The following is a 25,354-nucleotide window of genomic DNA, read 5'->3' on the forward strand; positions in this document are numbered from 1 at the left end:
CAGTACTCCAGCCGTAGATCGCGATCCTCCTGGTGAGGGTCGGCTGAGAGACCAGTACGGCCACCGCTGATCATCGGTGTGTGAAGCCTGAAGATCAGGCAGTGGCCGCAGGTCACAGCGTCGTCGTGTACGGGACTTGGTGTTGGGGCTGCTGTCGGACCTGCCGCGCAAGAACTGCTGGAGCATCGCTGAGTGGGCTGGGGAGGCCGGTCCGGACGGCATGCAACATGTGCTCGGCCGCGCCAAGTGGAGAAGGGGACGCACACTGTCGCTGCCCAGCGCCAGTACGCCGGCACCGCCTGGTCAAGCGACAATGTTGATCGACTATGCCAGTCGACCAGGTCTTACGACGAAGTCGGCTATAGTGCGTCGATGGCTCATACTCCGGTCGCGGAGCGGCGACCTCAACTGGTGCAGGCAGCGATCAAACTGATGGCACGCGAAGGCATCAGCGCTGGCAGCACCCGAGCGGTTGCGGCCGAGCTCGGCGTCGCGCAGGCGACCGTGCACTACACGTTCGGTACCAAGCAGGAGCTTTACCGGGCGGTGCTGGAAGAACTCACTCGGTCACAGGTCGCACAGGTGGAACAGGTCGTGCCGGCCGAGCTGGGCTTCGAGGAGACGCTGGGCACCTGGATCGATGTGCTCTGGCAGAGCGTGCGGGCACAACGTGACCGGTACCTGCTCCTCACCGAGCTGACGGCCTTCGCGCTGCGCGATCCGTACCTGCACGAGGCGACGATCGAGCACACCCGCAATGTCACCGCGATCGTCACGCGCCTGGTCGGCGAAGCCGCGAGCGGCAGCGGGCTCGAACCGGCGGTGGAGCCGGAGGTAGTAGCACGGTTTTTCCTCGCCGGGTTCGACGGGCTCATCCTGTACTACCTCACCGAAGGTGAAGACGAACCGGCGAATCTCCAGCTGAGCCACCTGCGGGCGGCGACCATCGCGCTGGCCACCGGCCGCTTGAGCGCAACGTCGTGAAGGCCGCTCATCCACGCCGGTTCAGCCAGTGATCGGCCTTCGTGGACGACACCACCTCGTTCGTGACCTTGCCGTTGGCCGACGGATCCTGCGCGCTCAAGGGAAAGCGGACGTCGGTCAGCTGCTCGGAGACCTCCCACAGTCGGCGGGCGACGTCCATGTCCTCGGCCGCGGCGGTCCGCTTGACCAGCTTGGCTCCGCCACGCCACTCCAGGAAGCGAGCCGGTCCGGCGTAGCTGTTGCCGGGAATGTCATGGACCGCCGCGTACAGCGTCGGCAGCGCCCCGCCGTCTGCGTCCTGGGCGAGGAGGCGGTTGCCGATCGCGCTGATTGCGTCCATCGCGCGGTTCCCGGAATGGAACTGGAGATTCGTGGCGGCGTAGCCGGGGTGCGCGGCGGTCGCCTTGACGCTTGAGCCGACGCCGATCAGCTTGCGCTGTAGTTCCGCGGTGAACAGCAGGTTGGCGAGCTTGGACTGCCCGTAGGCAGCCCACACCTTGTAGGGCCGCCGCTCCCACTGCAGGTCGTCGAAGTCGATCGCGCCGAAGCGGTACCCCGACGAGGACACCGTCACCACCCGTCCGGTGACGTGCTCCAGCAGCAGGTTGGTGAGAGCGAAGTGGCCGAGGTGGTTGGTCCCGAACTGCAGCTCGAAGCCGTCAGCGGTCAGCGACTTGGGCGGGATCATGATCCCGGCGTTGTTGATGAGCAGATCGATCTCGCCGTCCCACCCGGCGGCGAACTCCCTGATCGAGTCAAGGTTTGCGAGATCGAGCCCGCGGACCTCGGTAGTGCCGGTCATCTGCGCCGCGGCGGCGTGACCCTTGTCGGTGTCGCGCACGGCGAGGACGATGCGCGCGCCCTTGGCGGCGAGCGCTGTGGCGGCCGCACGTCCGATGCCACTGTTGGCACCGGTGACGATCACGGTGCGGCCGGTCATGGCGGGGATGTCCCGCGTGGAGAAAGTAGTCATGAAAACATGGTAGGTCACTCGACTTAGTCACACAACATTGTCAAGCGACCAAGTCTTGCGCACGGCTGTGTTCGGCAGGTTGATGATCTCCGGCGCGGCGGCGTTACGCATCGCGTGCGGCATCACTGCAGTAGCGGCTGACCAGGCAAGATCGCGATCACGCGGGTGCACGGCGCTGCGGAGACGGTTGCCTCCGTTGATCACCCGGACGAGATCGACCACGCCATGGGGGGCGTCCGTGAACAAGTGCGGCGCTGGGACTCCTGGCACCGCTGGGTCACCCTCGCCCTACTCGCCCATGCCTTCCTCGCCGTCACCACCTCCCTCGAACGCCGCGAACAGGCCCCCACCGACGACGGACCAGTCCCGGTGGACTGATCCCGCTGACCTGCAACGGGATCCAGCGCCTGTGCACCGCTCCGGCAGCCCAGCCCGTCCGCGAAATCGCCCGCCGCCTCCGCTGGTTGACCTGGCCGACGCCGCCAAGCTCGCGCCCGCCACAGTCATTACCAGCGACAACCCGCCTTTCAACCATGGAGATCACGATGTACGGCTGGAGTACTAGGGGAGTTTGTGGCCTCTCGTCAACATAGACACAGAGCCGTCAGATTTTACGAGTCGCAGTTTCTTGATGCCCGAGTATTTGCGGCCGCTGAGGTAGAGAGGTAGACCGACAAAGAGTGAGACGGCCGTCAGGACGACGAGGCTGCCCACTGTCAGGATGGCCGAGGAGGCCGCGTCCTCGTCGACTGTTTGGCCGCCGAAGTGAACCAGCATAGGCAGCCATACCAGCAGTGACACCGCGAGAACGGCGCCGACGACCGTGTAGGTACGGCTCTTCACCGTAGCCTTCTTCAGGCTTTCCACTCTGACGGTGAATATTTGTTTGCAGCGTGGACATTCCATCTTGGCCGAAGTGTCGCCATTTTCGGGTCGCACATATGTGGGCGACGATATTCTATTGTATTGCCATTTCGTGGTGATGAGGGTACCGCTGGACTTTGCCTCGATGAGGCAGCCGAGCAGTAGTGCGTAGCTTTGCCGCAGCTCTGACATTTTTTCCACGGACTGCTCACCCTTTCGTTGGAACTTTCCGGTCGGTCCGCCGCCGCTCAGGAACGCAGCTTGGGAAGCTGCGCCCGGGCGGTCTTCGCCATGGCCGACCAGGCCGCCGTGACCTGCTGATCCGTCAAAGGGGTCAAGCAAGGTCCCGCCGCCAAGACCCCGGTACCTGCACCACCGGGCCCCGTACCCCATCTCGCCGCGCGAGTGCATTTTGCCTACGGCCAATGGCGTCACCACCATCGCAAAGCGCAGTCACGAATCCATCGGTGAAAGTACGTAATCCTCTACGTACGTACGGACGGGGGCGGGGACGGGAACCGGTCGTGGCACCCTTCGGTCGTCGCCGATCGAGTAGCAGCCGTGTAGGTGCCGCCTTGCGCGGGCGAGGAGCCGTGGAGGGCTCCGCGAACGTGAGGCACCACTCACCGGGCCGCGTGAGGGCCCTCTACGGCAAGCGCCGGGCAGAGAGAACCGCAAGCCGGCATCCGGGACGGCTCGGCGCATCGGATGCTCGGGACGATCGCATGAGGTGTCTGGCCCGCTGGTCACGCGTTGGTCGCGGAATCCGGGCAAAGCCCCAGGCCAGAGCCTTTGAAACGCGGAGACGGCCGGAGCCGCCACCCCCCACAGGAGAGGCCCCGGCCGTCGCGCGGTACGGGCCGCGCGGCGGCCCGTACCTTCTACAGCGCCATGACTGCGTTTTCTGTCACACCGCACCCCGGAACCAAGTAGTTGCACCTTGTACGGACATGGACGAGGAGCAGTTTCAGGTCGTAACGTGCCTTTCGCGCCGGAGTGCGGCCGCGACCATCGACTTCGAGGGACCACGTGCTGGGGGACGACGCGGAGCTGACCGCCGCGGTGCTTGCGGCACAGGACGGGGACGAGACCGCTTTCCGTACTGTGTACCGCGCGGTGCACCCGCGGTTGCTCGGATACGTACGGACGCTGGTCGGCGATCCGGACGCCGAGGATGTCGCGTCCGAGGCCTGGCTGCAGATCGCCCGTGACCTGGACCGGTTCGACGGGGACGCGGACCGCTTCCGGGGATGGGCCGCCCGGATCGCCCGCAACCGCGCCCTGGACCACATACGGATGCGTGGCCGCCGCCCCGCGATAGGCGGCGACGAGACCGAACTGACCGGCCGCGCCGCCGAGTCCGACACCGCCGGCGAGGCCATCGAGGCGCTGGCCACCGGCAGCACCCTCTCGCTCATCGCCCAGCTTCCGCAGGACCAGGCGGAGGCCGTCGTCCTGCGGGTGGTCATGGGCCTCGACGCCAAGACCGCCGCGGAGACCCTCGGCAAGCGGCCCGGCGCCGTCCGTACGGCCGCGCACCGCGGCCTGAAGCGGCTCGCGGAACTGCTCGGCGGCGACCCGGAGTCGGCCGCCGCCCTCGACGCCCTGCCACCCCAGCGAGACCCGCGCGACCGCGCGGTGACGTCCGCCACTGTGACGCATACGCGCGCGCGGACGCAGAAGGACATGTGATGGCCGACGAGCGCTCTGCTTTTCCGGGGGACACCGAATCCGCGGGCGGTTCCGCCGCGGGGCGGACCCCCGACCGATGGCTGGACCGCGAGACCGCCGAGCTGCTGCTGCGCGGTGAGTCCCTCGAAGCCGTCGACCCGGCCGACCGCGCGCAAGCCGAGCGGCTCGCCAAGGCCCTCGGCGCGCTGTCCGTGGACCCTTCGCCCGCCAAGGTCGAACTCCCGGGCGAGGAAGCCGCGTTGGCCGCCTTCCGGGCGACGCGCAACGGCAACGATGTCGAGCGGTTCGCCCTCGGCCGGCCCGGCCGTGCCCAGTCCTCCGACGCGGGGCTGGTCCGGCTCGGGCGGCCTGCCCCGGCCGTCCCGGGCTCCCGCTGGGGCAGACCCGTGCGGTTCGGGCTGACCGCCGCGGTCGCCGTCGGGATGATCGGCGGGGTCGCGGCCGCGGCCGGTACCGGCGTGCTGCCGACACCGTTCGACGACCACCCGGCGCCCGCCGCCTCGATCTCCGCGGAGGCGACCCCCGACCACCCCTTCGGCTCGCCCTCGCCGAGCGGCACCGGCGGCTCGGACACGCCCGCCACGAGCGGCGGTTCCGACGACTCCTCCGGCGAGGCCGCCGGCAGCGGCACCGACTCCACGCCCTCCGCCGGGGCCGGTGACGACAAGTCCGCCGGAGCCGGCAACGGGGGGAGCGGTCTCACCTCGTCCTGCCGTGCCCTCCGCGACGGCAAGTCCCTGGACGCCGGCCGCAAGCGCACCCTGGCGGGCGCGGCGGGCGGTACGTCCCACGTGGGGACGTACTGCAAGGGCCTCCTCAAGAGCGGCGGCTCCGGCACGGACGACAAGAACGGCACGGACGACAAGGGTGGCAAAGGCGACAAGGGTGACAAGGGTGACAGTGGTAACGGTGCCAGCGGCAGCGTCACGAACGGTGGCGCCCAGGGCGGCGACCAGGGTGTCGACAACAGCCACATGAACCCGATCGCCCCGGGCGGCAGCGGCAGCAGTGGTGACAGTGGCAGCGGGAACGGCGGGCACCAGGACAACGGCGCGTCCGCCACCACGACCCACCGGACACCGGACCCGAGTCCGACGTACAGCGCGCTCTGAACCCGAAGACCGCATCTGACCTGCGCTTTCGCGAGCCGTGGAATTTTTTTCACGCGGGGTGTGACGTTTTCGGCCGCCGTGGCGCAGTACTGAGTGAGCCGACTGGTCATCGGCCACCGCACAGAGCCGGGGTTCCCCCCGTACCTACGGCTCGTGCACACGGCGCGGGCGGGACACGTTCCCCCGGTCCCGCCCGCGCCCCACACCTCACCGACCGAGGGCCGTCACCAGTAGACGACGACCTTGTCGCCGGTCCGCACCTGAGCGAACAGACTCGCGATCGCCGCCTCGTCCCGTACGTTGACGCAGCCGTGCGAACCGCCCGCGTAACCCCGGGCCGAGAAGTCGTACGAGAAGTGCACCGCCTGGCCGCCGCTGAAGAACATCGCGTACGGCATGGGGGAGTGGTAGAGGGTGGACACCCAGTTCCGCGCCTTCCAGTAGATGTGGAACACACCGTCGCGGGTCGGGGTGTACTGCGCGCCGAACCGCACCGACATCGTCGACACCGTCCGGCCGTCGATCATCCAGCGCAGGGTGCGGGTCGTCTTGTCGATGCACAGCACCCGCCCGGTCAGACACCGCGGGTCGGGCGCCCCGGCCGGCTGGCCGCCCATCAGATACAGCTCCCACTTGCCCGGCTCGTGCGTCATGCCCCGCAGCCGCTGCCAGGTGACCTTGTCGGTCCGGCCGGTCTTCGGCAGCCCGCGCTTGCCCTGGAAACCCGCGACGGCCTGCTCGGTGAGGTCGTCGTAGGTCCCGGTCGGCCCGTCGAAGAGCCAGTCGACCTGCCGTAGCCGCGCCTGCAACTCGCGTACGTCCGGGCCGCTGTCGCCGCGCGACCACAGGACGTTCGCGGCCGGCGCGGAACTCGGGGTGCTCGCCGTGGCCGAGGGCTTGGCATCGCCGCCCGGCAGCTCGATGTGCACCGGCAGGTGGTGTCCGCCGTCCGCGTCCGTGCCCTGCGCCGTGCAGCCGCACACCGCCAGCAGGGCCGACAGGGCCGCCGACGCGGCGATCGCTCTCCCCATGCCCTTAGGGCCTGTCCGACAATTCCCGTCTGCCCGGCGACGCCATGCACGTACTCTCGCCGCACCGGGCGCAGCCCCAAGTACGTCCAGTACGTGGGTCCACGCCCGGCACACCGCGAGCACGCACCTTCTGAGACATCGGCCGCTTCCGCGGCGGGCACCGAGCCCGCCCTCCGGGCGGACGACGGGAATTGTCAGACAGGCCCTAGTACGCATCCCAGCCCCCCGCCGTCTCACCGGTGTCACCCGGACACGTACCCCCGGATGACGGGCCGCGAACGGCGCGGCATGGTGGGGAACGGAGGTGCACACCATGGTGCGCGAATCGGGCAGTGCCAGGTCCACCGAGAGTGGAACGCCGATCGAACCCGTCTACGGTCCCGAGGCCCTCGCCGGCTGGGATCCGGCCGAGCGACTGGGCGAGCCGGGGGAGTATCCCTTCACCCGGGGCGTGTATCCGTCGATGTACACGGGACGGCCCTGGACGATGCGCCAGTACGCCGGCTTCGGTACGGCGGCGGAGTCCAACGCCCGCTACCGGCAGTTGATCGACCACGGCACGACGGGACTGTCCGTCGCCTTCGACCTGCCCACCCAGATGGGCCACGACTCCGACGCGCCCCTCGCGCACGGCGAGGTCGGCAAGGTCGGCGTCGCCGTCGACTCGGTGGACGACATGCGGGTGCTGTTCGACGGCATCCCGCTGGACCGGGTCTCCACCTCGATGACGATCAACGCCCCGGCCGCCCTCCTCCTGCTGATGTACCAGCTCGTCGGCGAGGAACACGGCGTAGCGGCAGGGCAGTTGACCGGCACGATCCAGAACGACGTGCTGAAGGAGTACATCGCGCGCGGGACGTACATCTTCCCGCCGAAGCCGTCGCTGCGGCTGACCGCGGACATCTTCCGGTACTGCGGGGCCGAGATCCCGAAGTGGAACACGATCTCGATCTCCGGCTACCACATGGCGGAGGCCGGCGCCTCGCCCGCGCAGGAGATCGCCTTCACCCTCGCCGACGGCATCGAGTACGTCCGTACGGCGGTCGCGGCAGGCCTGGACGTCGACTCCTTCGCACCCCGGCTGTCCTTCTTCTTCGTGGCGCGTACGACGATTCTCGAAGAGGTCGCCAAGTTCCGTGCGGCCAGGCGTATGTGGGCCCGGGTGATGCGGGAGGAGTTCGGCGCGAAGAACCCCAAGTCGCTCATGCTGCGCTTCCACACCCAGACCGCCGGCGTCCAACTCACCGCTCAGCAGCCGGAGGTGAACCTCGTCCGGGTCGCCGTCCAGGGCCTGGCCGCGGTGCTCGGCGGCACCCAGTCCCTGCACACCAACTCCTTCGACGAGGCGATCGCGCTCCCGACGGACAAGAGCGCCCGCCTGGCGCTGCGAACCCAGCAGGTGCTGGCGTACGAGACGGATGTCACCGCCACCGTGGACCCCTTCGCGGGCTCGTACGCCGTCGAGTCGCTGACCGACGACGTCGAGGCGGCCGCGCTCGACCTGATGCGGCGGGTCGAGGACCTCGGCGGCGCGGTCGGCGCCATCGAACACGGCTTCCAGAAGGGCGAGATCGAGCGCAGCGCGTACCGGATCGCCCAGGAGGCGGACGCGGGCGAACGGGTCGTCGTCGGCGTGAACCGCTTCCGGCTGGACGCGGAGGAACCGTACGAACCGCTCCGCGTCGACCCGGCGATCGAGGCCCGGCAGGCCGCCCGGCTCGCGCAACTGCGCGCCGAACGGGACGCGAGGGCGGTGGACTCGGCGCTGGGCGCGCTGCGGAAGGCGGCGGAGGGTACCGACAACGTGCTGTACCCGATGAAGGACGCGCTGCGGGCGCGGGCGACGGTGGGGGAGGTGTGCGGTGCGCTGCGGGAGGTGTGGGGGACGTACGTCCCGAACGACACCTTCTGAGCCGCCGGATCCCGTGCGAGACTCGTGCTCATGTTCGGTGTCATAGACCTCCCCACCTACCTGGCCGGCCTGGTCCTGATCGTCCTGCTGCCCGGTCCCAACTCGCTGTACGTCATCTCGGTCGCCGCCCGGCGCGGGATCCGGGCCGGGTACACCGCCGCCGCGGGTGTGTGGTGCGGTGACACCGTGCTGATGACGCTCTCCGCCGCCGGGGTCGCCTCGCTGCTCCAGGCCAACGCCCTGCTGTTCGGGATCGTGAAGTACGCGGGGGCCGGTTATCTGACCTGGCTGGCCGTGGGGATGCTGCGGGCCGCCCGGACGATGTGGCGGAGCCGCAAGGAGCGGGCGGCGGTCGCGGCGGGCACCGTCGCCGAGAGCGCCGACGAACGGCCGTACCGGCGTGCCTTCGTGGTGAGCCTCTTCAACCCGAAGGCGATCCTGTTCTTCGTCGCCTTCTTCGTGCAGTTCGTCGACCCGGGGTACGCCTACCCCGCCATCTCCTTCGTCGTCCTCGGCGCCTTCGCCCAACTGGCGAGCTTCCTCTACCTCACCGCCCTGATCTTCGGCGGCACGAAACTGGCCTCGGCCTTCCGCCGCCGCAGCCGCCTCGCGGCGGCGGCGACCTCGGCGGCGGGCGCCCTGTTCCTGGGCTTCGCGGTGAAGCTGACGCTGGCCAGCGCGTAGGCCTGTCCGGCGGATCGGCGGGGTCTGCCCGCCGCCGATGACCGGGGTCCGGTGCGTGCGGCTGGCGCGTGCCAGGCCCCGCGTCTGCGGCTTGATCCGCCGAGCAGGCCCTAGACCAGCCCGAGCCGGGTCATGTACTCCGCCAACCCCTCCGCGCTCTCGCCCGCCCAGCCCACGTAACCGTCCGGGCGGATCAGGAAGACGCCCGTGCCGTACGTCTCGACGGCGGGGCCCGCTACGACGTGCACCTGTTCGCCGACGCGCGCCGGTGCCTCCGTGCCCAGAGCCAGCAAGGTCCAGTGCGGGCCGCGGAAGGTGTCGAAGAGACGGACGCCGTTGACCATGCGGTCCGGGGCGCGGTCGCCCGCCTGAAGCGCGTCCTCGGGCAGGTTCGTGCGGGTCTCCACCGAGAGGGAGCGATCCCGGTAGCCGAGGCCGAGTTGCTGGGTGGCCTTGCCGCGTTGGATCTCGCCGCGGTGGACGCGGGTGGACAGGCCGAGCATGTCGGCGGCGTTGGGCAGCCGCTCCTCCTCGTAGGTGTCGAGGAGGGACTCGGGGGCGCCGTCGCGCAGCACCGCGCCGAGCTTCCAGCCGAGGTTGTAGGCGTCCTGGACGCTGGTGTTGAGGCCCTGCCCGCCGGCCGGCGAGTGGACGTGCGCCGCGTCCCCGGCGAGGAAGACCCGCCCGGTGCGGAAGCGCTCGGCGAGAGCGGCTCGGGGTTGGAAATTGGAGGCCCAGCGCAGTTCGGTCACGTCCTCGGCGGCGAGGTGGGTGCGCTGTGCCACGGTCTTGCGGATGCCGTCGAGGGAGAGGTCGATGTCCGTGCCCTCCGGGAACTGGGCCGAGATCTGGAAGTCCTCGGTGCCGGCCAGCGGGAAGATCGCGAGGAAGCCCCCGTCCCCGCGCGGCGGGAAGACATGCACGCTGTCGCGGTCGAGGCCGGTGATCCGGACGTCCGCGACCAGCATCGGGCTCGGGTCGACCTCCCCCACTCTCGAATTCGCTCGAGCGGGGGCACCCCCACCGCCCGTCATGGCGATCCCCACCGTCCGGCGGACCGCCGAGCGACCGCCGTCGGCGGCGACCACGTACCGCGCGCGGACCGGAGCGCCGGAGGCGAAGCCGACCGTCACGCCGTCCGCGTCCTGAGTGAAGCCGGTGACCTCCCGTCCGAAGGCCACCTTTCCGCCCAGCTCCGTCAGCCGGGCGAAGAGGATCTCCTGAGTGCGCCACTGCGGCACCATCCACGGTTCGCCGTAGGGCGTGTCGGGCTCCTTGTCGGACGGCTCGAACATCTGGTGCTCGCCGACCTTCCGGCCGTCCTGCCAGACCGCGCCGACCGGGTAGCGTCCGCCCTTGGCGAGGATCGCGTCGATCACGCCGAGGTCGTCGAAGACCTCCATCGTGCGCGGCTGGATGCCCTTGCCGCGCGAGCCGGGGAAGAGCGCCTCCGCCTTCTCCACGACCAGTGCGTCCACCCCACGCCGGGCCAGGTCGATCCCGAGGGCGAGGCCGGTCGGGCCCGCGCCGACGATCAGTACGTCCGTCTGTCGCGTCTGTTCCGTCATCATCACACTCTCCTTAACGCTGTTAAGTTCCGACGTCCGTCAGAGTGCCCTTAACGCTGTTAAGCTGTCAAGCGTGAATACGGAACGCCGCACCCCCCTGGACCGCAAGCGCGTCGCGGACACCGCCCTGAGGCTGCTGAACGAGGTCGGCCTCGACGGGCTCTCGCTGCGTGCCATCGCCAAGGAGCTGGACGTCAAGGCGCCCGCGCTGTACTGGCACTTCAAGGACAAGCAGGCGCTGCTCGACGAGATGGCCACGGAGATGTACCGCCGGATGGTCGCCGACTCCGCGACCAATCCCGGCGGCACCTGGCAGGAGCACCTGCTGAAGTCCAACCGCGCCCTGCGCACCGCGCTGCTCGGCTACCGCGACGGCGCCAAGGTCTTCAGCGGCTCGCGCTTCACCGGCACCCTGCACGCCGTGGAGATGGAGCGCACCCTGCGCCTGTTCACCGAGGCCGGCTTCACCCTCGCCCAGGCGGTCCGCGCGACCTCGACGTCGTACCTCTACACGATCGGGTTCGTGAGTGAGGAGCAGGGCGTGCAGCTCCTGCCGGACGAGCGCCGTGAGGGGTACGACGTGGACGAACGGGCTCGCATGCTGGCCGACTTCCCCCTTTCGGCGGCCGCGGGCGCGGAGATCTTCGAGGACTACGAAAAGCACTTCGAGGAGGGGCTGGACCTGCTCGTCGCGGGTGTCGAGGTCCGTTTCGGCGTCAGGTGAACGCCCGAAGAGGCCGGGCCGTTACCGTGCGTTCACCTGTTGGCCCCGGCAGGGTTGATATCCGGCGTGGAACATCTCCTACGGTCACAAGAATCCGCCCCGGAGAGAGCCCAGGTGTACGCGTGACCAACCGCCCCCCGAAACTGTCCGTGATCGTCCCTTGCTACAACATCGAGGCGTATGTCCCGGAAACGGTGACGAGCCTCATCAACAACGCGAGGGACGAGTTCGAGTTCCTGTTCGTCGAGGACCGCTCGACCAAGGACAAGACCTATGAGGCTCTCCTGGAGCTGACCCAGCGGCTGCCGAACAGCAGGGTCATCCGGCACGAGAAGAACGGCGGCCTGGCCACCGCCCGCAACACCGGGATCGACCAGTCCGAAGGCCGCTACCTCACGTTCCTCGACGGCGACGACTGGCTCGCGCCGGGCTATCTGGCCGACCTGGTGGACGTCATCGAGCGCTTCGACGTCGACTTCGTCCGCACCGACCATGTCACCGTCACCGGCGTCGAGCGGGGCATCCAGCGCTCTCCCGAGGGCCGCCGCCACACCCCGCTCGACCCGCGCAGCTCGATCCTGCCCGTCGACGACACCACCATGGTCGACTACCCGTACGCCTGGGCCGGCATCTACCACCGCCGCCTCCTTGACCGGGGCCTGCTGCGCTTCCACGACGGACTGCGCACCGCCGAGGACCGCCCCTGGATCTGGGAGCTGCACCGCAAGGCGGAGTCCTACGTCGCCGCCAGTCTGCGCGGGGTGTTCTACCGCCGGGGCCTGGCCGGTTCGCTGACGCAGATCGGCGATGTCCGCCAGCTCGACTTCTTCCGCTCCTTCGACCTGGTCCTCGCCGAACTCGCCGACGACCCGGAGGCCGGGAAGCTGCGCAAGAAGGCGCTGCGCAACTACTGCGTCGTCATCGCCCACCAGCTCCTGGACCGGGGCCGGTTCGAGCGCAGCGTGCACGCCAAGCTGCGGCAGATGGCGGCCGAGGCGCTCGGCCGGATGACGGAGACCGAACTCAACGAAGCGCTCGTCGGCATGGGCGAGGAACGCGTGCACACGCTGCGGCGCATCCGCGGTGGCATGAAGGGAGTCGCGGCATGAGCGGCACGAACGGTACGAGCGGCGGCACCAGCGGCACGACGCAGATCTTCTTCTCGGCCACGCAGTACGCCGCCGCGACCGTCACCGCCGCGATCCGCGCCGGTTTCTTCGGCCCCCGTACGGCCCACCGCCGCATCCTCGTGGTCAGCAACACCGCCGCGGTCCCCGAGGTCGGCACCCCGCTGGACCGGATGCCCGGCTTCGAGAAGCTGCGTCCCGAGTTCGACGAGGTGCGCTCGTGGAACGAGTTCATCACCCCGTTCCACCCGGCCGGTTGGTCCCCGCGCGCCCAGGACGCCTCCCTGTGGGAGAAGGCCGTACGCCTGGCCTGGAACCTCGGCGACGAGGACGTGGAGATCGCCTGCGAGTCGATCCAGGCCAACCCCTCCCGCGCGGTCGCCGACATCTTCGCCGACAGCCCGGTGCATGTGTACGCGGACGGCCTGATGAGCTACGGCCCCACCCGCAACCGCATCCCGCACAACCTCAACAGCCGCATCGCCCGCGTGCTGCACCTCGACCTGATACCCGGGCTGCGGCCGATGCTGCTGTCCGAGTACGGGGTCGAGCCGCAGCCGATCCCGAACGAGGCGATCGTCGACGTCCTCGCCCAGATCGGCGAGGAGGGCGCCTCGATCCTCGCCGACAAGCTGCCGAGCGAGCACCGGCCGACGGCCGTGATGCTCGGCCAGTACCTCTCCGCCATCGACCTGATCACCCAGGACGAGGAGGAGCAGCTCCACGTCCGGATGCTGCGCGCGGCGGCGAAGGCGGGCCACCAGGACATCCTGTTCAAGCCCCACCCCAGCGCACCGGCCGTCTACAGCAAGTCACTTGAGGAGGCGGCCGCCCAACTCGGCGTCCGCCTCACCGTGTTGCGCGAGCCGGTCCTCGCCGAGACCGTCTTCGCCCATCTCCGCCCGCAGTTGGTCATCGGCTGCTTCTCCACGGCGCTGATGACGGCCGCCGCCTTCTACGACATCCCCGTCGCCCGGGTCGGCACCGGACTGCTCCTCGAACGCATCACGCCGTACGAGAACAGCAACCGCATCCCGCTCACCGTGATCGACGCGATCCTGCCGGACGCGGAGCAGGACAAGGTCGGTGAGCCGCTCGAACTGGGGCGTCTCGCCGAGGAGTTGGCGCCGCTGGTGCGGGCCGTCGGCTACTGCATGCAGGCCCTCAAGCACCACGCCCTGCGCGACGAGGTCACGGCCTGGCTCGCCGTCCATCTCGACGAGTACCAGCGGTACTTCAAGAAGCGCCGGCTGACCAGCCTGCGGCTGCCCGGCGGCAGCGCGGTGCGCGCGCAGTCGCTGCGCCGCAACCCGACCGTACGGCGCGTGGTGCGCCGTATCCGGGCCGCGCAGGCCTGAACGCGCGAAGGGGCCCCTCTACCGGCATTCGGTCGAGGGGCCCCTTCGGCGTTCCCGGGACTACTTCCCGAGCTTCGCCGCCAACTGCTTCGACTGGAGCGACATCGTGCGCTTCAGCTTGGGCCCGAACGGTTTCTCGACGAAGCGGTGCATCAGATACGCCAGGCACAACAGCCCCGGCACGGTCAGCGCGAGCGTCTCGTACGGGCCGAGCCCGAAGCCCCGGTGCAGGATGCGGATCGCGAACCAGCCCAGGTGCTCGTGGATCAGATAGAACGGGTACGTCAGCGCGCCCGCCAGGGTGAGCCAGCTCCAGTTCGCCCAGCTCGTCCAGCCCAGCGCCACCGCCGCGACGGCCGCGAAGGCGACGAAGACGATCGCCTGGATGACATGCGGATTGCGGTCGAAGTCACCGGTCATGCCGGGGTGCCACAGCGCTGTCACCGAGTAGCGCTGGCCCAGCAGGAAGGACATCCCCACGATGCCCCACAGCAACAGGTCGCTGCCGTAGCGGTAGATCAGGTAGAACGCCAGGCCGCCGATGAAGTACGGCGCGTGGTCGCGCATCACCAGTTCGGTCGTCAGCGGGTTGTCGGCGACCCGGGCGAAGCAGCCGGCCATCGTCCACAGGATGCAGAAGGTCACCACACGGCGGTAGGTGACGCCCTTCCAGATCACGAACAGCGCGAAGAACAGGTAGAACCGCATCTCCACCCAGAGCGTCCAGTCCACGCCGATGACGCGCGGCACGCCCATCGGCTGCTGGAGCATGGTGAAGTTGACCAGGAACTCGTCCGAGCGCAGCGGCTTGACGACCACCGGCATCAGCACCGACGCGGCGCCCACCAGCAGGATGGCCACCCAGTACGCCGGGTACAGCCGGGCGATGCGGGAGCGGAAGAACTCCCCGACGGTCTTGCCCCAACTGCTCATGCAGATCACGAAGCCGCTGATGAGGAAGAAGAACTGCACACCGAGCGAGCCGTAGGTCCCCGCCTGGGACAGGGTCGGGAACATCTGCCCGGGGGACTGGTGCCAGGAGGACGCGACCTCGCCGTTCTTGCCGGTGAAGTGGTACAGGCACACCATCAGCGCGGCCAGCAGCCGCAGTCCGTCCAGGGCGCGCAGCCGGTTCTCCCGGGGCGGGCGGGGCGACGGGGCCACGGCTGGCTGCTCCGGGTCCTGCCCAGGGTCCTGGCCCCGCAGGGTGGGTACCAGGGCCTGGTCAACCGCGTTCATCCTGGGCCTTTCTCGCCGACGTCGAAGGGATGTTCCGTGGCGGAACGTTGTGACGCTACGAACGTTCGACGGATGAGAGGCAATTCACCGGCGACACACAGGGGTCTCCCACATGTCGCCCGGATGAACAATTTGAATGCGCGCTAACGGCCGGACAACGCCCGGGCGCGGCGCGCGATCCGTCGAACCGTCTGGTTGCGCGGGATGAACGAGAGCTGCGCCGGTACGGCGCCGGGCAGCGCCAGCGAGGTCAGGCGGCGGCGTTTGAAGTAGCGCCAGGTGTGCGGATTGAGCCGGGTGGAGAGATAGCGCTCGGCATCATCGCGCAGCCGCGGGTAGATCTTGGGCTGCATCGCGAAGCCAACTGCCGTGAGCAGCCCCGCCAGTTCGTCCACTTCATCGGTCGTCGGCATCCGCCACTCGGCCACCGCGGTCCTGTCGCCGAGGTCCGGCAGTACGGCGTCCACGATGGTCAGCGGCACCCGGTTGCTGTTCTGGTAGGGCGCGAGCCGGGCCAGCACGGTGTCCGTGCCGACCCGCGCCACCGGGATGCCGTACAGGCCCGCGGCGGTGAACAGCGCGGTGGAGAAGCAGCCGACGACCAGGGTGGGGCGCATCCGCTGGAAGGCGACCTCGGCGAGCACCGGCCGGTCAAGGAGGGTGAGTTCGGCGCCGAGTTTCTTCGCCTCGTCCTCCAGGAGCCGGGACCAGCGCGACGGTGCCACCGGGTGCGGCTTGAACACCAGCGTGCGGTGGCCGAGCGCCACGGCGCCGCGCACCATGCGCAGATGCAGCTCCTCCTCCTGCTGGTCGGTGAGGATGCCGAGCGCGGCGAGGTACTGGCCGAGCAGCAGGGCCGGTTGACCCTCAACGGCCGGCAACTCGTCCTCGGACTCGGCGAGTTCACCGAGCACCTTGAGGAAGGTCTCGGTGGGCACCAGCTCCGGCGGGACACCGAACTCGGTGAGCAGCAGCGGGGTGAGGCCCGGGACGAGATCGAGGTGCAGCAGCCGCTCGATGCGGGTGCCGACCAGCGGGTCGATCTTGTCGCGCGTGGGGCCGTAACTTATGAGGCCGTCCGCGTAGACGTCGACCGGGGCGCCGGTGAACAACTGGCACAGCGCGAGCGACGGGTTGACCTGGACGGACTCCACGGCGAGCCGGATCTCGTCGTCGCCGAGCCGCCACAGCAGCCGGATGTACCGCTCCCACATCGGGACGTCGTCGCCCCGCGGGCTCCAACCGCTCGGGTGGAAGGGGGAGATGGCCTCGTTCCACGACAGTACGTCGTCGAAGCGCCGGCGCAGCTTGTCGAAGCCCGGCATCGAGTCCACCGACGGAGTGGTCTCCGGGTTCGCCGCGTTGTTGGTGATCAGCAGCAGCCGTCGGTCGGCCTCGCCGAGGAGCCCGGCGTCCAGCGCGGCGGCCAGGGTCGCGGCGCCGTACAGCGTCGACGCGCACAGGATCTGGGTGGTGCGGGGCATCAGGCGGCCACCGTCCGCGCCGAGGTGGGACGGCGGCGCAGGCGCCGCAGCCGGCTCGCCCGCTGGGGGTCCATCGAGTCCATGACCTCCGCGAGTACGTCCTGCGGCATGCGCTTCAGCGCGGCGGAACTCAGTGAACGCAGTTTTCGAGCCACGGCGGGTTCGAACCTCTCGATCGATCCGAGATGATGAGCCATGATCGCGCAATAAGTGCGGACGGCTTTGGGGAGCAGTTTATCGGCGTCCCGGTCACCTGCGGTTTCCTCGATTACCTGGTCGAACGCACGAATGAAATCGAGTTGCCGGACATCCCCGATCTGGGTGAGCGAGGAGGCGACCCCGCGCCGGTAGAAAACCCCGAGCAGCCCCACCGTGGCGAAGGATTCCGCCTCCCGGTGCAGCTTCCAGATCCACGGCCGGTCCTCTGCCGTACGCAGCCCGTCGGTGAAGTGCAGCAGGCCCCGGTCGACGAGTCTGCGGTGGTAGATACCCGCCCAGGCGTAGGCGTAGTCGACGGAGGTGGAGCGGTCGGCGGGCAGGATCGCGTCCCGCGGGTTCATCACCACACCGCGCCGGCCCTGCGGAACCCGGGCGATGGAGCGGGCCTTCGCGGTGCACACGACATGGTCGGTGCGCACGAAGTCGCAGCCGAGTTCCTCGATGGCGGCCAGCAGACGCGGGAAGTAGTCCGGGGCGAGCCAGTCGTCGCCGTCAAGGAACGTCAGATACTCGCCACGTGCCTTGTCGATGCCGGTGTTGCGGGCGGTCGCCAGCCCTCCGTTCTTCTTGTGTCTGACATGCACGACTCCTGGCAGTTCCCGCTCGGCGCGCGCGAGAATGTCCGGTGTCTCGTCGGTCGAACAGTCGTCGACGAAGATGAATTCGAAGTCCTCCCGTGTGTTCGCACGCAGGCTCTTCAGGGTGTCGGGCGCGTATTGCTGCACGTTGTAGAACGGCACGATGACGGAGAGCTTGACCACCCGTATGACGGTAGAGGGCGCTCCGGCATCGGTCTTTACCATTGGTTTGATGTCGGGTGAACGCCACGTGGCGAACCTGTGAACCGAGAATTTTTACGGCCTGTCGACGTCCTGATTCGCCATCCAGCGGTGTGCTGTTAACCGTTTGTTGTGTTCGGGTTCGGCCGTTCAACCCAATCGCTTCCTAGCGTCTTCGGTGTGCCAGTAAGTGCAACGCAGACCCTGCGAGTCGCCGTCCTCGCGGATTCCGACACCCGGTGGAAATGGGGTTCGCTCACCGCGAACCGTATCGCTCCGGCGAATTCGGACATCTCTTTGGACGGATACCTCCTGCGGGGTCGTGCCACCCCGACAGCCCGTCAGTTGACGGAAGTCGGCGTCACCGCGGACTCCCTCCGCGAGGTGACCGCCGTCGAGTTCCTGCGCGCCATGGAGCAGGAGTCCTACGACCTCCTCGTGCTCTCCCTGGTCGGCGGCGGGGTCCAGGCGATGCTGCACGGTCTGGCGCGGGCCTGGGACGGACGCGCCAAGCGGCCCGTCGTCGTCACCGGTTATGTCGGAGTCGTCTACGAGAAGCTCGCCGACGGCCTGCTGCTGCGGCACGGCGCGGACCTCGTCCTCGCCAACTCCCGCCAGGACGCGGACCGTTTCCGTGAGGTCTACGACGGGGTCGGCGCCGACTCCTCGGCGGTCACCGAGGTCGCCCTGCCGTTCCTTGGCGGTGAGACCTACACCGGCGAACACGACCCGTACACCGTCGTCTTCGCGGTGCAGCCCTCGGTGCCCGACAACCGCAGGGACCGTAACTACCTGCTCAACCGGGCCATCCAGCACGCCCGTTTCCACCCGAACCGCGAGGTCCTCCTCAAGCTGCGCTCCAAGCCCGGCGAACACACCACGCACATCGAGGAGTTGCCCTACCAGAAGCTGGTCCAGGGCAAGGACCTGCCCGCCAACTTCAGCCTGGTGTACGGGCACATGGGCGAGGTGCTCGACCGCACCGACCTGCTGGTGACCATCAGCTCGACGGCCGCGCTGGAGTCGCTGCACCGCCGTATCCCCACCGTCGTACTGACCGACCTGGGCATCCGCGAGGGCCTCGGCAACCACCACTTCGTGGGCTCCGGGTGCCTCGCCTCCTGGGAGCAGCTCGACGCCGGCTACAAGCCGGTGCCCGACGCGGACTGGGTGGCCCGGCAGGGAGTCGCGGCCGACGGGTCGTACGAGACGGCCTTCGACGCGGCCCGGGAGCGGATCGCCAAGCTGCTGGCCGGCTCCGACATGCCGGCCCTGACCCCGTACTACACAACCGAGACAGCCCCCGGCTATCTGCCCGGCATCCTCGCCCGCCACCACCTCGGCCCCGACGGCACCCCGCTGCCGGGCGCCCCGGCCGCGGACAAGGCGCCCGGCCCCGTGCGGCAGATCGTCCGCCGGGCCGCACGCGGCGCCTACCGCCACGGAGTGCAGCGCGTGGCGCCCGTCATCCGCCGGATGGGGGAGCTGTGAACGCCAAGATTCCCGCTCAAGGAGCACATCCCATGGGAGTAGAGCCCCTGTCCAACTCGCAGGCGGGCCACGGCGCTTCAATGCGCCGGGTGCTCGCGGTGATCCCCGCGCGCGGCGGCTCCAAGGGTGTCCCCGCCAAGAACCTCGCCCCCGTCGGCGGCGTCCCGCTGGTGGCCCGCGCCGTCCGTGAGTGCCGCGCGTCTCGGCTGGTGACCGACGTGGTCGTCTCCACCGACGACCAGGCCATCGCCGCCGCCGCCCGCCAGGCCGGCGCCGAGGTCGTGCTGCGGCCCGCCGCCATCGCCGGCGACACCGCGACCTCCGAGGCCGCCGTCCTGCACGCCATGGACGCCCACGAGGCGCTGCACGGCGCGGCCGTCGACGTCGTCCTGCTCGTCCAGTGCACGAGCCCCTTCATCGTCCGCGAGGATGTCGACGGCATCGTCAACGCGATCGTCGCGAACGGCGCCGACACCGCCCACACCGTGGCCCCCTTCCACGGCTTCGTGTGGCGCGACGCCGACGACGAGGCGACACCGGTCGTCGAGCCGGCCCGTACGGACGAGGTCGGAGGGGCCACGAAGGTCGCCAACTCCACGACGACCAGCGGCGGTTACGGCGTCAACCACGACAAGTCCTTCCGCCCGCGCCGCCAGGACCGCCCCCAGGACTTCCTGGAGACCGGCGCCGTCTACGGCATGGACGCGGCCGGCTTCCGCAAGGTGGGCCACCGCTTCTTCGGCCGCACGGAACTCGTCCGCACCGACCCCGCCCGGGTGTTGGAGATCGACGACCCCCACGAGCTCGCGCGGGCAAGGGCGTTGGCCCCGCTGTTCGACGCGGACCGCCCCGGTTCGCTCCCGACCGCCGACGACATCGACGCGGTCGTACTCGACTTCGACGGCACCCAGACCGACGACAGGGTGCTGATCGATTCCGACGGACGGGAGTTCGTCTCCGTGCACCGCGGAGACGGCCTCGGCATCGCGGCGCTGCGCAAGAGCGGCCTGAAGATGCTGATCCTGTCCTCGGAGCAGAACCCGGTCGTCGCCGCCCGCGCACGCAAGCTCAAGCTCCCCGTGCTGCACGGCATCGACCGGAAGGACCTCGCACTCAAGCAATGGTGCGAGGAACAGGGCATCGCGCCGGAGCGCGTGCTCTACGTCGGCAACGACGTCAACGACCTCCCGTGCTTCGCCCTCGTGGGCTGGCCCGTGGCGGTCGCGAGCGCCCACGACGTCGTACGCGGCGCCGCACGCGCGGTCACCACCGTGGCCGGTGGCGACGGCGCTGTCCGAGAGATCGCGAGCTGGATCCTCGGCCCCTCTCTCGATTCCCTCACCAAGTAAGGAAACCCGCTGTCATGAGCATCAACTCCCGTCTGCGCCAGTTCGGTTCGAAGACCGCAGGACCCGGCCAGCCCGTCTACGTCGTCGGCGAGATCGGCATCAACCACAACGGTGAGCTGGAGAACGCCTTCAAGCTGATCGACGCCGCCGCCGAAGCCGGCTGCGACGCCGTCAAGTTCCAGAAGCGCACCCCGGAGATCTGCACCCCGCGCGACCAGTGGGACATCGAGCGCGACACCCCCTGGGGCCGCATGACCTACATCGACTACCGCCACCGTGTGGAGTTCGGTGAGGACGAGTACCGCCAGATCGACGAGTACGCCAAGAGCAAGAACATCGACTGGTTCGCCTCCCCGTGGGACACCGAGGCCGTCGCCTTCCTGGAGAAGTTCGACGTCCCCGCCCACAAGGTCGCCTCGGCCTCCCTCACGGACGACGAGCTGCTCCGCTCGCTCCGCGCCACCGGCCGCACGGTCATCCTCTCCACCGGCATGTCCACCCCGAAGCAGATCCGCCACGCGGTCGAGGTCCTCGGCTCGGACAACATCCTGATGTGCCACGCCACGTCGACCTACCCGGCGCAGGCGGAGGAGCTCAACCTCCGCGTCATCAACACCCTCCAGGCCGAGTACCCGAACGTCCCGATCGGCTACTCCGGCCACGAGACGGGCCTGCAGACCACCCTCGCCGCGGTCGCCCTCGGCGCCACCTTCGTCGAGCGTCACATCACCCTCGACCGTGCCATGTGGGGCTCGGACCAGGCCGCCTCCGTCGAGCCGCAGGGCCTGACCCGCCTCGTCCGCGACATCCGCACCATCGAGGCCTCCCTCGGCGACGGCGTCAAGAAGGTCTACGAGTCGGAGCTCGGCCCGATGAAGAAGCTGCGCCGCGTCACCGGCGTGGTCGCCGAGGCCGAGATCGCCGCGGCCGCTGGCGAGCCGGTCTCGGTCTGAGTTTGAGCCATTAAGCGCCACTTACGGTCACGGGACGGTCGTACGACAATGAGCCCCCACGCCGGCACCGCCGGCAACACCCCCCACACTCTCGCGTTCGTGGAGAGTCCGGTACAGCTGCTGAACGTACTGGAGTGGGCGCACCTCCGTGCGCCCCGAGCCGAGGAGGCACCCGGCGTGCCCGGCGGGGGGCTCACCCTCGTGGTCCTGTCCCCGACCGACCCGATGACCCGCGGCCAACTCCGCCGCATGGCCGACCTCGCCCGAGACGAGGGCCACACCGTGCGCTGGGAAGAGGCACGGGGCGGCCCCGCGGCCCCCTTCCAGACGATCGGCGGCCTGACGCGCCTGCTCCGCAGGGCGGACCGGATCGTCATGGGAGACCCTTTCTCCCGCTACGTACAACTGCTGCTGACGATCACCAGGGCACGGGACCTGGTGGTGGTCGACGACGGCACGGCGACGATGGAGTTCGTCGCCCAACTGGCCACCGGCGAACGCCTGGTGCGCTGGCACCGCAAGGGCGGCCGGCAGGGCCCCCGAGACCTGATCTTCGCCCCGGTGTCGTCGGCGGCCCGCCGCCGCCTGACCCCGAGCACCCGCCGCCAGGTGGAGATCTTCTCCTCCATGCCGATCGATTCCTCGCCCGAGGGCGTCACGATCACGGCGAACGAGTTCGCATGGACCCGCGCCCGCTTCGGCCCGCCCCGCATCACGAAGGGCGCCGACATGGTCGGAACGTCCTTGGTGGAGACGGGAGTTGTCGACGCCGACCGCTACCTGGAGGCGGTAGCGGCCCTCGCGAAGACCCACGGCGCGACGCGCTACTTCGCCCACCGCCGCGAAAGCACGGAGAAGTTGCACCGGTTGGCGGTGGAGACGGGCCTGGAGATCGTCCGGCCTGATCTCCCCCTGGAGCTGATTGCTCGGCGGGGCCCGATCGGCCGTACGATCCTGAGCTTCCCATCAACTGTCGTCCACACACTGCCACTTGCCCTGGTGGGCACCGAGGTGCGGGTCGCGGTCTGCGACATCGATCCCGGGTGGCTGACGGAGAACGCCTCGCCTCGGGCGCAGGGGTTCTTGTCGGGGGTTACGGGGACGGCTCGGGATGTGCATCGGTTGTCGGCGGTGACGACGGTGGCGTAGGGGGCCTGGTACGGCGACCGTGCCGGACTCGTCGCTGAACTCCTCCGACCCCGCCCTTGTCATGTCTCGTAAGATCCTGGTGTACACGGGACTTACGTTGCCGATGCGACGGGGGCGGGGATACGGCGTGGCAGTACCCGGATCAAGTGGCGGCCCGGACCTGCGGGTGTCGTCGAGCGACCTGACCAAGCTGGCCGGTGACCTGGACGACATGCGGGATCACCTGGACCGGCAGGTCAGACGTATGGACGCGGTGGTCGACCGGATCGAGGCGGGCTGGCGTGGCCCGGCGGCGAAGGCGTACCGCGAGTTCCACCGCGCGGCGACCGAGGACGCCGTACGCATCCGCGAAGTCATGAAGCTGCTGGAGCAGGCCGTCCGGATGAGCCGGGACGGCTTCTCCGAGCACGACATCGAGGTGCTGGAGCGGATGCGGCGCATTCAGGTGGACGTGGGCAGTGAGGTCGACAAGTTGTCGACGCCCGACGTGAGTTCGGCCGCCGAGGAATCGGCGCCGCCACGCAGCAGCCTCGACTCCTTCTGATCAGCCGCAGGTGCCGACAACTAGGGGGATCATGTCGACCGGGGCTTCCGCCGACGACCACATAGCCGTCTCCTTCTCCACCCTCCACGACCTTGCCGCCGAGCTGGAGGACATCCTCAAGCAGCTCAACGGCAAACTCGACGACCTCTACGACCGCGCCGAACCGGTCGTCCTGTCCTGGAAGGGCGAGGCCCGCGAGGTCTTCGTCGAGAAACTCGACGAGTGGGACCGTTCGGCCCAGGACCTCCAGGCAGCACAGAGGTGGCTGCACGCGTATGTCACCACCGGGCATGCGAACTATGCGGCGGCGCATCGGGCGGTGCTGCGGGGTTGGGGGGCGGCCTGATGGCGGACCGACCCAGCGACGCGGAGCGCCGGCAGGAACGGGACCAGCTGAAACCGGCGGCACCGGACGCCGGTGGCGGCTTCGACGTACAGCCGCCGCACCTGTACTACTCGTCGGTGGTGGTGCGTGACGGGCAGTTCGACTACGACAAGGGCGCCACGAAACTGGTGAGCGCGCTCAATGAGTACAGCCAGTCGGCGGGAACCGGGTGGGGTCCGGACTCCTTCGCCAACGTCTACATGCAGATCGCCGACAAGTTCATCCAGGTCTGGGCGACCAGCGTGCTGAGCGTCGGCGGCGTCGCGGTCGGCCTGACCGTGACAGCCAACAACTACCAGGCGGCGGACTGGTCTTCGCGCGGCATGTACGGACCGTCGCCCCGCCGCTCCCTGCCGGCGGTCATCGACAGGAAGCCCGACTACGGGAAGATCAACGACATCAAGTGGTCAGGAACCGGCGAGGACGCCGACTCCTGGGCGATCTCCGGGGCACTCGGCGAGATCCCGGACTTCCTCGCGGACGTCACGCGGCCTGCCATCGAGTACGGGCTCAACCTCGGCAAGACCCACGAGATCACGCCGGGAGCCCGCGATGACGACCTCAAGGGGATGGCCGCCGCATGGCGGGAGGCGGCGGGCACCGCCTTGAAGGCAGGCGACGACTTCACCTCCGCCATCGACTACATGACGGACCCTCAGGGCAACAGCGAGTGGCAGGGCGCGATGAAGTCGTTCTGCCAGGCGATCTGGGGAACCACCGCCTGGGGCCGCAACCGCGACGCGCAGGGCGCCATCGCTCAGCAGGGCGGCCGCAGTTGGAAGACCTCAGGGACGGTGTCACCCGCCCAGCGCCGGCCGATCCTGGAGGTGCTGCACCACACTGCCGACACCGTCCAGAAGACCTGCGATCACCTGGCCCAGGTCGTGAAGACCTGCCGGACGACCACCGAGAACCTCGCCAAGACGGCGGCCAAGGGAATGGTGGAGGACCTCACGACCGGGCTCGACCCGCTGGAACTGTTCAAACTCGCGGCCACCGACATGTTCGGCGAACTGGTCATGGCCTTCCGCAGACACATGGACCGACAGGCCGCGGACAATGCCGTCGAGATCTACCAGCAGGCGTTCAGCGATGCCGCATCCAAACTCCTGGAACTGGAATGGGAGTTGGACGAGGCGTTGAGGAGCGCGCCCACGTTCATGGCGGAGGAGGCCAGAGCCGAGGCCTTCGGTGGCCGTTCGTTGAACGATTTCAAGAAGGAGCACAAGCTGCTCAACGGGGAGAAACCGATCCCCTACAAATACACGTTCGACCTGGCCATGGAGGAAAATCTCGGCGGCGGTCACACCATCGACAAGCACGTCGGCAAGACAGACGAGCAGTTGCTCCAGCGCCTGCGTGACCAGGCCAAGGGGAACGGTGAGCCGAAGATCCCGGCGGCCTCCAGCTTCACGGATCTGGCCTCGGCACAGAAGTACACCCAGGCCTGTATCCGGCAGAACAGTGGAGCCATCGACGCGTGGCTGGCGACCGGCCCCCCGCCCGTTCCGCCCAGTGGCGTTTTTACCGTCAACTCGGTGAGTGATGCGAACAACCCGCTGGCGGCGGCCCCGGTAACAGGCCGCATCTCGAACGTGGTCAACGGACAGGCGACCCCGGTGACCGACGCACACGGCGTCTCCACCCGTCTCACCTACGACGCCAGCCTCGACCCGCCCTTCGTCGTGACCACCTCCATGCCTAAATAGATTGATCCCTTGTCTCAAAGAACA

24 protein-coding genes and 1 pseudogene are annotated in these 25,354 nt (G+C 69.0%); 17 read left to right on the plus strand and 8 right to left on the minus strand.

The annotated features are described in order from the left end of the window. Positions 1–136: 136 nt before the first annotated feature. Both ABZT04_RS05655 and ABZT04_RS05660 read left to right on the plus strand, forming a co-directional pair. Positions 137–300, plus strand: a pseudogene (locus ABZT04_RS05655) (IS701 family transposase); the annotation flags it as partial. 72 nt (positions 301–372) lie between these two features. Continuing rightward, complete coding sequence (locus tag ABZT04_RS05660; protein WP_356053822.1) at positions 373–984, plus strand: TetR family transcriptional regulator; 612 nt, start codon at positions 373–375, stop codon at positions 982–984. 7 nt (positions 985–991) lie between these two features. Here the strand turns inward: ABZT04_RS05660 and ABZT04_RS05665 are convergent, their stop codons facing one another. Next, positions 992–1,957, minus strand: coding sequence for an oxidoreductase (locus ABZT04_RS05665; RefSeq protein ID WP_356053303.1), 966 nt, complete (start codon positions 1,955–1,957; stop codon positions 992–994). Positions 1,958–1,984: 27 nt separating this feature from the next. Next, positions 1,985–2,179 (minus strand): hypothetical protein, encoded by a 195-nt coding sequence (locus tag ABZT04_RS05670; RefSeq protein WP_356053305.1) that lies wholly within the window; start codon positions 2,177–2,179, stop codon positions 1,985–1,987. 3 nt (positions 2,180–2,182) lie between these two features. Between ABZT04_RS05670 and ABZT04_RS05675 the strand changes: the two genes are divergently transcribed. After that, the gene (locus ABZT04_RS05675; protein WP_356053866.1) at positions 2,183–2,335 is read left to right on the plus strand and encodes a hypothetical protein; all 153 of its coding nucleotides are present in this window, start codon (positions 2,183–2,185) and stop codon (positions 2,333–2,335) included. A 183-nt stretch (positions 2,336–2,518) separates the two neighbouring features. On the opposite strand, the gene ABZT04_RS05680 is transcribed toward ABZT04_RS05675, so the two are convergent. Next, a complete protein-coding gene (locus tag ABZT04_RS05680) occupies positions 2,519–3,163 on the minus strand; it encodes a hypothetical protein (protein ID WP_356053307.1) in 645 nt (214 codons plus the stop codon). 687 nt (positions 3,164–3,850) lie between these two features. On the opposite strand from ABZT04_RS05680, the gene ABZT04_RS05685 reads away from it, so the two are divergent. Next, on the plus strand, positions 3,851–4,513 hold the full coding sequence (locus ABZT04_RS05685; protein ID WP_356053309.1) for an RNA polymerase sigma factor: 663 nt from the start codon (positions 3,851–3,853) through the stop codon (positions 4,511–4,513). Further along, entirely contained in the window at positions 4,513–5,625 is a 1,113-nt protein-coding gene (locus ABZT04_RS05690; protein ID WP_356053311.1) for a hypothetical protein, read from the plus strand. The genes ABZT04_RS05685 and ABZT04_RS05690 overlap by 1 nt, the downstream gene beginning before the upstream one ends. Before the next feature lie 224 nt (positions 5,626–5,849). Here ABZT04_RS05690 and ABZT04_RS05695 read toward each other — a convergent pair whose 3' ends face one another. Next, positions 5,850–6,656: a L,D-transpeptidase family protein gene (locus ABZT04_RS05695; protein ID WP_356053313.1), complete on the minus strand. Its 807-nt coding sequence runs from the start codon at positions 6,654–6,656 to the stop codon at positions 5,850–5,852. Positions 6,657–6,969: 313 nt separating this feature from the next. On the opposite strand from ABZT04_RS05695, the gene ABZT04_RS05700 reads away from it, so the two are divergent. Both ABZT04_RS05700 and leuE read left to right on the plus strand, forming a co-directional pair. Further along, entirely contained in the window at positions 6,970–8,568 is a 1,599-nt protein-coding gene (locus ABZT04_RS05700; RefSeq protein ID WP_356053315.1) for a methylmalonyl-CoA mutase family protein, read from the plus strand. 30 nt (positions 8,569–8,598) lie between these two features. Then, positions 8,599–9,252, plus strand: coding sequence for a leucine efflux protein LeuE (gene leuE, locus ABZT04_RS05705; RefSeq protein ID WP_356053317.1), 654 nt, complete (start codon positions 8,599–8,601; stop codon positions 9,250–9,252). A 110-nt stretch (positions 9,253–9,362) separates the two neighbouring features. Here leuE and ABZT04_RS05710 read toward each other — a convergent pair whose 3' ends face one another. Then, a complete protein-coding gene (locus ABZT04_RS05710) occupies positions 9,363–10,823 on the minus strand; it encodes an FAD-dependent oxidoreductase (protein ID WP_356053319.1) in 1,461 nt (486 codons plus the stop codon). A 70-nt stretch (positions 10,824–10,893) separates the two neighbouring features. On the opposite strand from ABZT04_RS05710, the gene ABZT04_RS05715 reads away from it, so the two are divergent. The 3 genes from ABZT04_RS05715 to ABZT04_RS05725 all read left to right on the plus strand — a co-directional run bounded on the left by ABZT04_RS05715 (position 10,894) and on the right by ABZT04_RS05725 (position 14,029). Then, positions 10,894–11,544, plus strand: coding sequence for a TetR/AcrR family transcriptional regulator C-terminal domain-containing protein (locus tag ABZT04_RS05715; protein ID WP_356053322.1), 651 nt, complete (start codon positions 10,894–10,896; stop codon positions 11,542–11,544). A 122-nt stretch (positions 11,545–11,666) separates the two neighbouring features. Then, positions 11,667–12,653, plus strand: coding sequence for a glycosyltransferase family 2 protein (locus ABZT04_RS05720; RefSeq protein WP_356053324.1), 987 nt, complete (start codon positions 11,667–11,669; stop codon positions 12,651–12,653). Then, positions 12,650–14,029 (plus strand): polysialyltransferase family glycosyltransferase, encoded by a 1,380-nt coding sequence (locus ABZT04_RS05725; RefSeq protein ID WP_356053326.1) that lies wholly within the window; start codon positions 12,650–12,652, stop codon positions 14,027–14,029. The genes ABZT04_RS05720 and ABZT04_RS05725 overlap by 4 nt, the downstream gene beginning before the upstream one ends. A 60-nt stretch (positions 14,030–14,089) precedes the next feature. On the opposite strand, the gene ABZT04_RS05730 is transcribed toward ABZT04_RS05725, so the two are convergent. The 3 genes from ABZT04_RS05730 to ABZT04_RS05740 all read right to left on the minus strand — a co-directional run bounded on the left by ABZT04_RS05730 (position 14,090) and on the right by ABZT04_RS05740 (position 17,732). Continuing rightward, a complete protein-coding gene (locus ABZT04_RS05730) occupies positions 14,090–15,268 on the minus strand; it encodes an acyltransferase (protein WP_356053328.1) in 1,179 nt (392 codons plus the stop codon). Positions 15,269–15,411: 143 nt separating this feature from the next. Beyond that, the gene (locus tag ABZT04_RS05735; RefSeq protein WP_356053330.1) at positions 15,412–16,752 is read right to left on the minus strand and encodes a polysialyltransferase family glycosyltransferase; all 1,341 of its coding nucleotides are present in this window, start codon (positions 16,750–16,752) and stop codon (positions 15,412–15,414) included. Next, a complete protein-coding gene (locus tag ABZT04_RS05740; RefSeq protein WP_356053332.1) occupies positions 16,752–17,732 on the minus strand; it encodes a glycosyltransferase family 2 protein in 981 nt (326 codons plus the stop codon). Before ABZT04_RS05740 ends, ABZT04_RS05735 begins: the two co-directional genes overlap by 1 nt. Before the next feature lie 198 nt (positions 17,733–17,930). Between ABZT04_RS05740 and ABZT04_RS05745 the strand changes: the two genes are divergently transcribed. From ABZT04_RS05745 to ABZT04_RS05775, 7 genes are all read left to right on the plus strand, one after another. After that, complete coding sequence (locus tag ABZT04_RS05745; protein WP_356053334.1) at positions 17,931–19,241, plus strand: DUF6716 putative glycosyltransferase; 1,311 nt, start codon at positions 17,931–17,933, stop codon at positions 19,239–19,241. 47 nt (positions 19,242–19,288) lie between these two features. Beyond that, positions 19,289–20,590, plus strand: a complete 1,302-nt coding sequence (locus ABZT04_RS05750) for an N-acylneuraminate cytidylyltransferase (protein WP_356053824.1) — start codon at positions 19,289–19,291, stop codon at positions 20,588–20,590. Positions 20,591–20,604: 14 nt separating this feature from the next. Next, entirely contained in the window at positions 20,605–21,543 is a 939-nt protein-coding gene (locus ABZT04_RS05755; RefSeq protein ID WP_329553246.1) for an N-acetylneuraminate synthase family protein, read from the plus strand. A 48-nt stretch (positions 21,544–21,591) separates the two neighbouring features. Next, positions 21,592–22,692, plus strand: coding sequence for a hypothetical protein (locus ABZT04_RS05760; RefSeq protein ID WP_356053337.1), 1,101 nt, complete (start codon positions 21,592–21,594; stop codon positions 22,690–22,692). Positions 22,693–22,819: 127 nt separating this feature from the next. Next, positions 22,820–23,236, plus strand: a complete 417-nt coding sequence (locus ABZT04_RS05765) for a WXG100 family type VII secretion target (protein WP_356053339.1) — start codon at positions 22,820–22,822, stop codon at positions 23,234–23,236. Between the two features lie 31 nt (positions 23,237–23,267). Then, the gene (locus ABZT04_RS05770) at positions 23,268–23,582 is read left to right on the plus strand and encodes a WXG100 family type VII secretion target (RefSeq protein ID WP_356053341.1); all 315 of its coding nucleotides are present in this window, start codon (positions 23,268–23,270) and stop codon (positions 23,580–23,582) included. Then, positions 23,582–25,330, plus strand: coding sequence for an RNase A-like domain-containing protein (locus tag ABZT04_RS05775; protein WP_356053343.1), 1,749 nt, complete (start codon positions 23,582–23,584; stop codon positions 25,328–25,330). The genes ABZT04_RS05770 and ABZT04_RS05775 overlap by 1 nt, the downstream gene beginning before the upstream one ends. The last annotated feature ends 24 nt before the right edge of the window (positions 25,331–25,354 follow it).

This window comes from Streptomyces sp. NPDC005492, assembly GCF_040605995.1.
Taxonomy (GTDB): Bacteria; Actinomycetota; Actinomycetes; order Streptomycetales; family Streptomycetaceae; genus Streptomyces.

Excerpts from the sequence above, each read along its gene's own strand:
- ABZT04_RS05660 (WP_356053822.1), top strand. The coding sequence starts at position 373 with ATGGCTCATACTCCGGTCGCGGAGCGGCGACCTCAACTGGTGCAGGCA.
- ABZT04_RS05665 (WP_356053303.1), bottom strand. The coding sequence starts at position 1,957 with ATGACTACTTTCTCCACGCGGGACATCCCCGCCATGACCGGCCGCACC.
- ABZT04_RS05675 (WP_356053866.1), top strand. The coding sequence starts at position 2,183 with ATGGGGGGCGTCCGTGAACAAGTGCGGCGCTGGGACTCCTGGCACCGC.
- ABZT04_RS05690 (WP_356053311.1), top strand. The coding sequence starts at position 4,513 with ATGGCCGACGAGCGCTCTGCTTTTCCGGGGGACACCGAATCCGCGGGC.
- ABZT04_RS05695 (WP_356053313.1), bottom strand. The coding sequence starts at position 6,656 with ATGGGGAGAGCGATCGCCGCGTCGGCGGCCCTGTCGGCCCTGCTGGCG.
- ABZT04_RS05700 (WP_356053315.1), top strand. The coding sequence starts at position 6,970 with ATGGTGCGCGAATCGGGCAGTGCCAGGTCCACCGAGAGTGGAACGCCG.
- leuE (WP_356053317.1), top strand. The coding sequence starts at position 8,599 with ATGTTCGGTGTCATAGACCTCCCCACCTACCTGGCCGGCCTGGTCCTG.
- ABZT04_RS05710 (WP_356053319.1), bottom strand. The coding sequence starts at position 10,823 with ATGATGACGGAACAGACGCGACAGACGGACGTACTGATCGTCGGCGCG.
- ABZT04_RS05725 (WP_356053326.1), top strand. The coding sequence starts at position 12,650 with ATGAGCGGCACGAACGGTACGAGCGGCGGCACCAGCGGCACGACGCAG.
- ABZT04_RS05730 (WP_356053328.1), bottom strand. The coding sequence starts at position 15,268 with ATGAACGCGGTTGACCAGGCCCTGGTACCCACCCTGCGGGGCCAGGAC.
- ABZT04_RS05735 (WP_356053330.1), bottom strand. The coding sequence starts at position 16,752 with ATGCCCCGCACCACCCAGATCCTGTGCGCGTCGACGCTGTACGGCGCC.
- ABZT04_RS05755 (WP_329553246.1), top strand. The coding sequence starts at position 20,605 with ATGAGCATCAACTCCCGTCTGCGCCAGTTCGGTTCGAAGACCGCAGGA.
- ABZT04_RS05760 (WP_356053337.1), top strand. The coding sequence starts at position 21,592 with ATGAGCCCCCACGCCGGCACCGCCGGCAACACCCCCCACACTCTCGCG.
- ABZT04_RS05770 (WP_356053341.1), top strand. The coding sequence starts at position 23,268 with ATGTCGACCGGGGCTTCCGCCGACGACCACATAGCCGTCTCCTTCTCC.
- ABZT04_RS05775 (WP_356053343.1), top strand. The coding sequence starts at position 23,582 with ATGGCGGACCGACCCAGCGACGCGGAGCGCCGGCAGGAACGGGACCAG.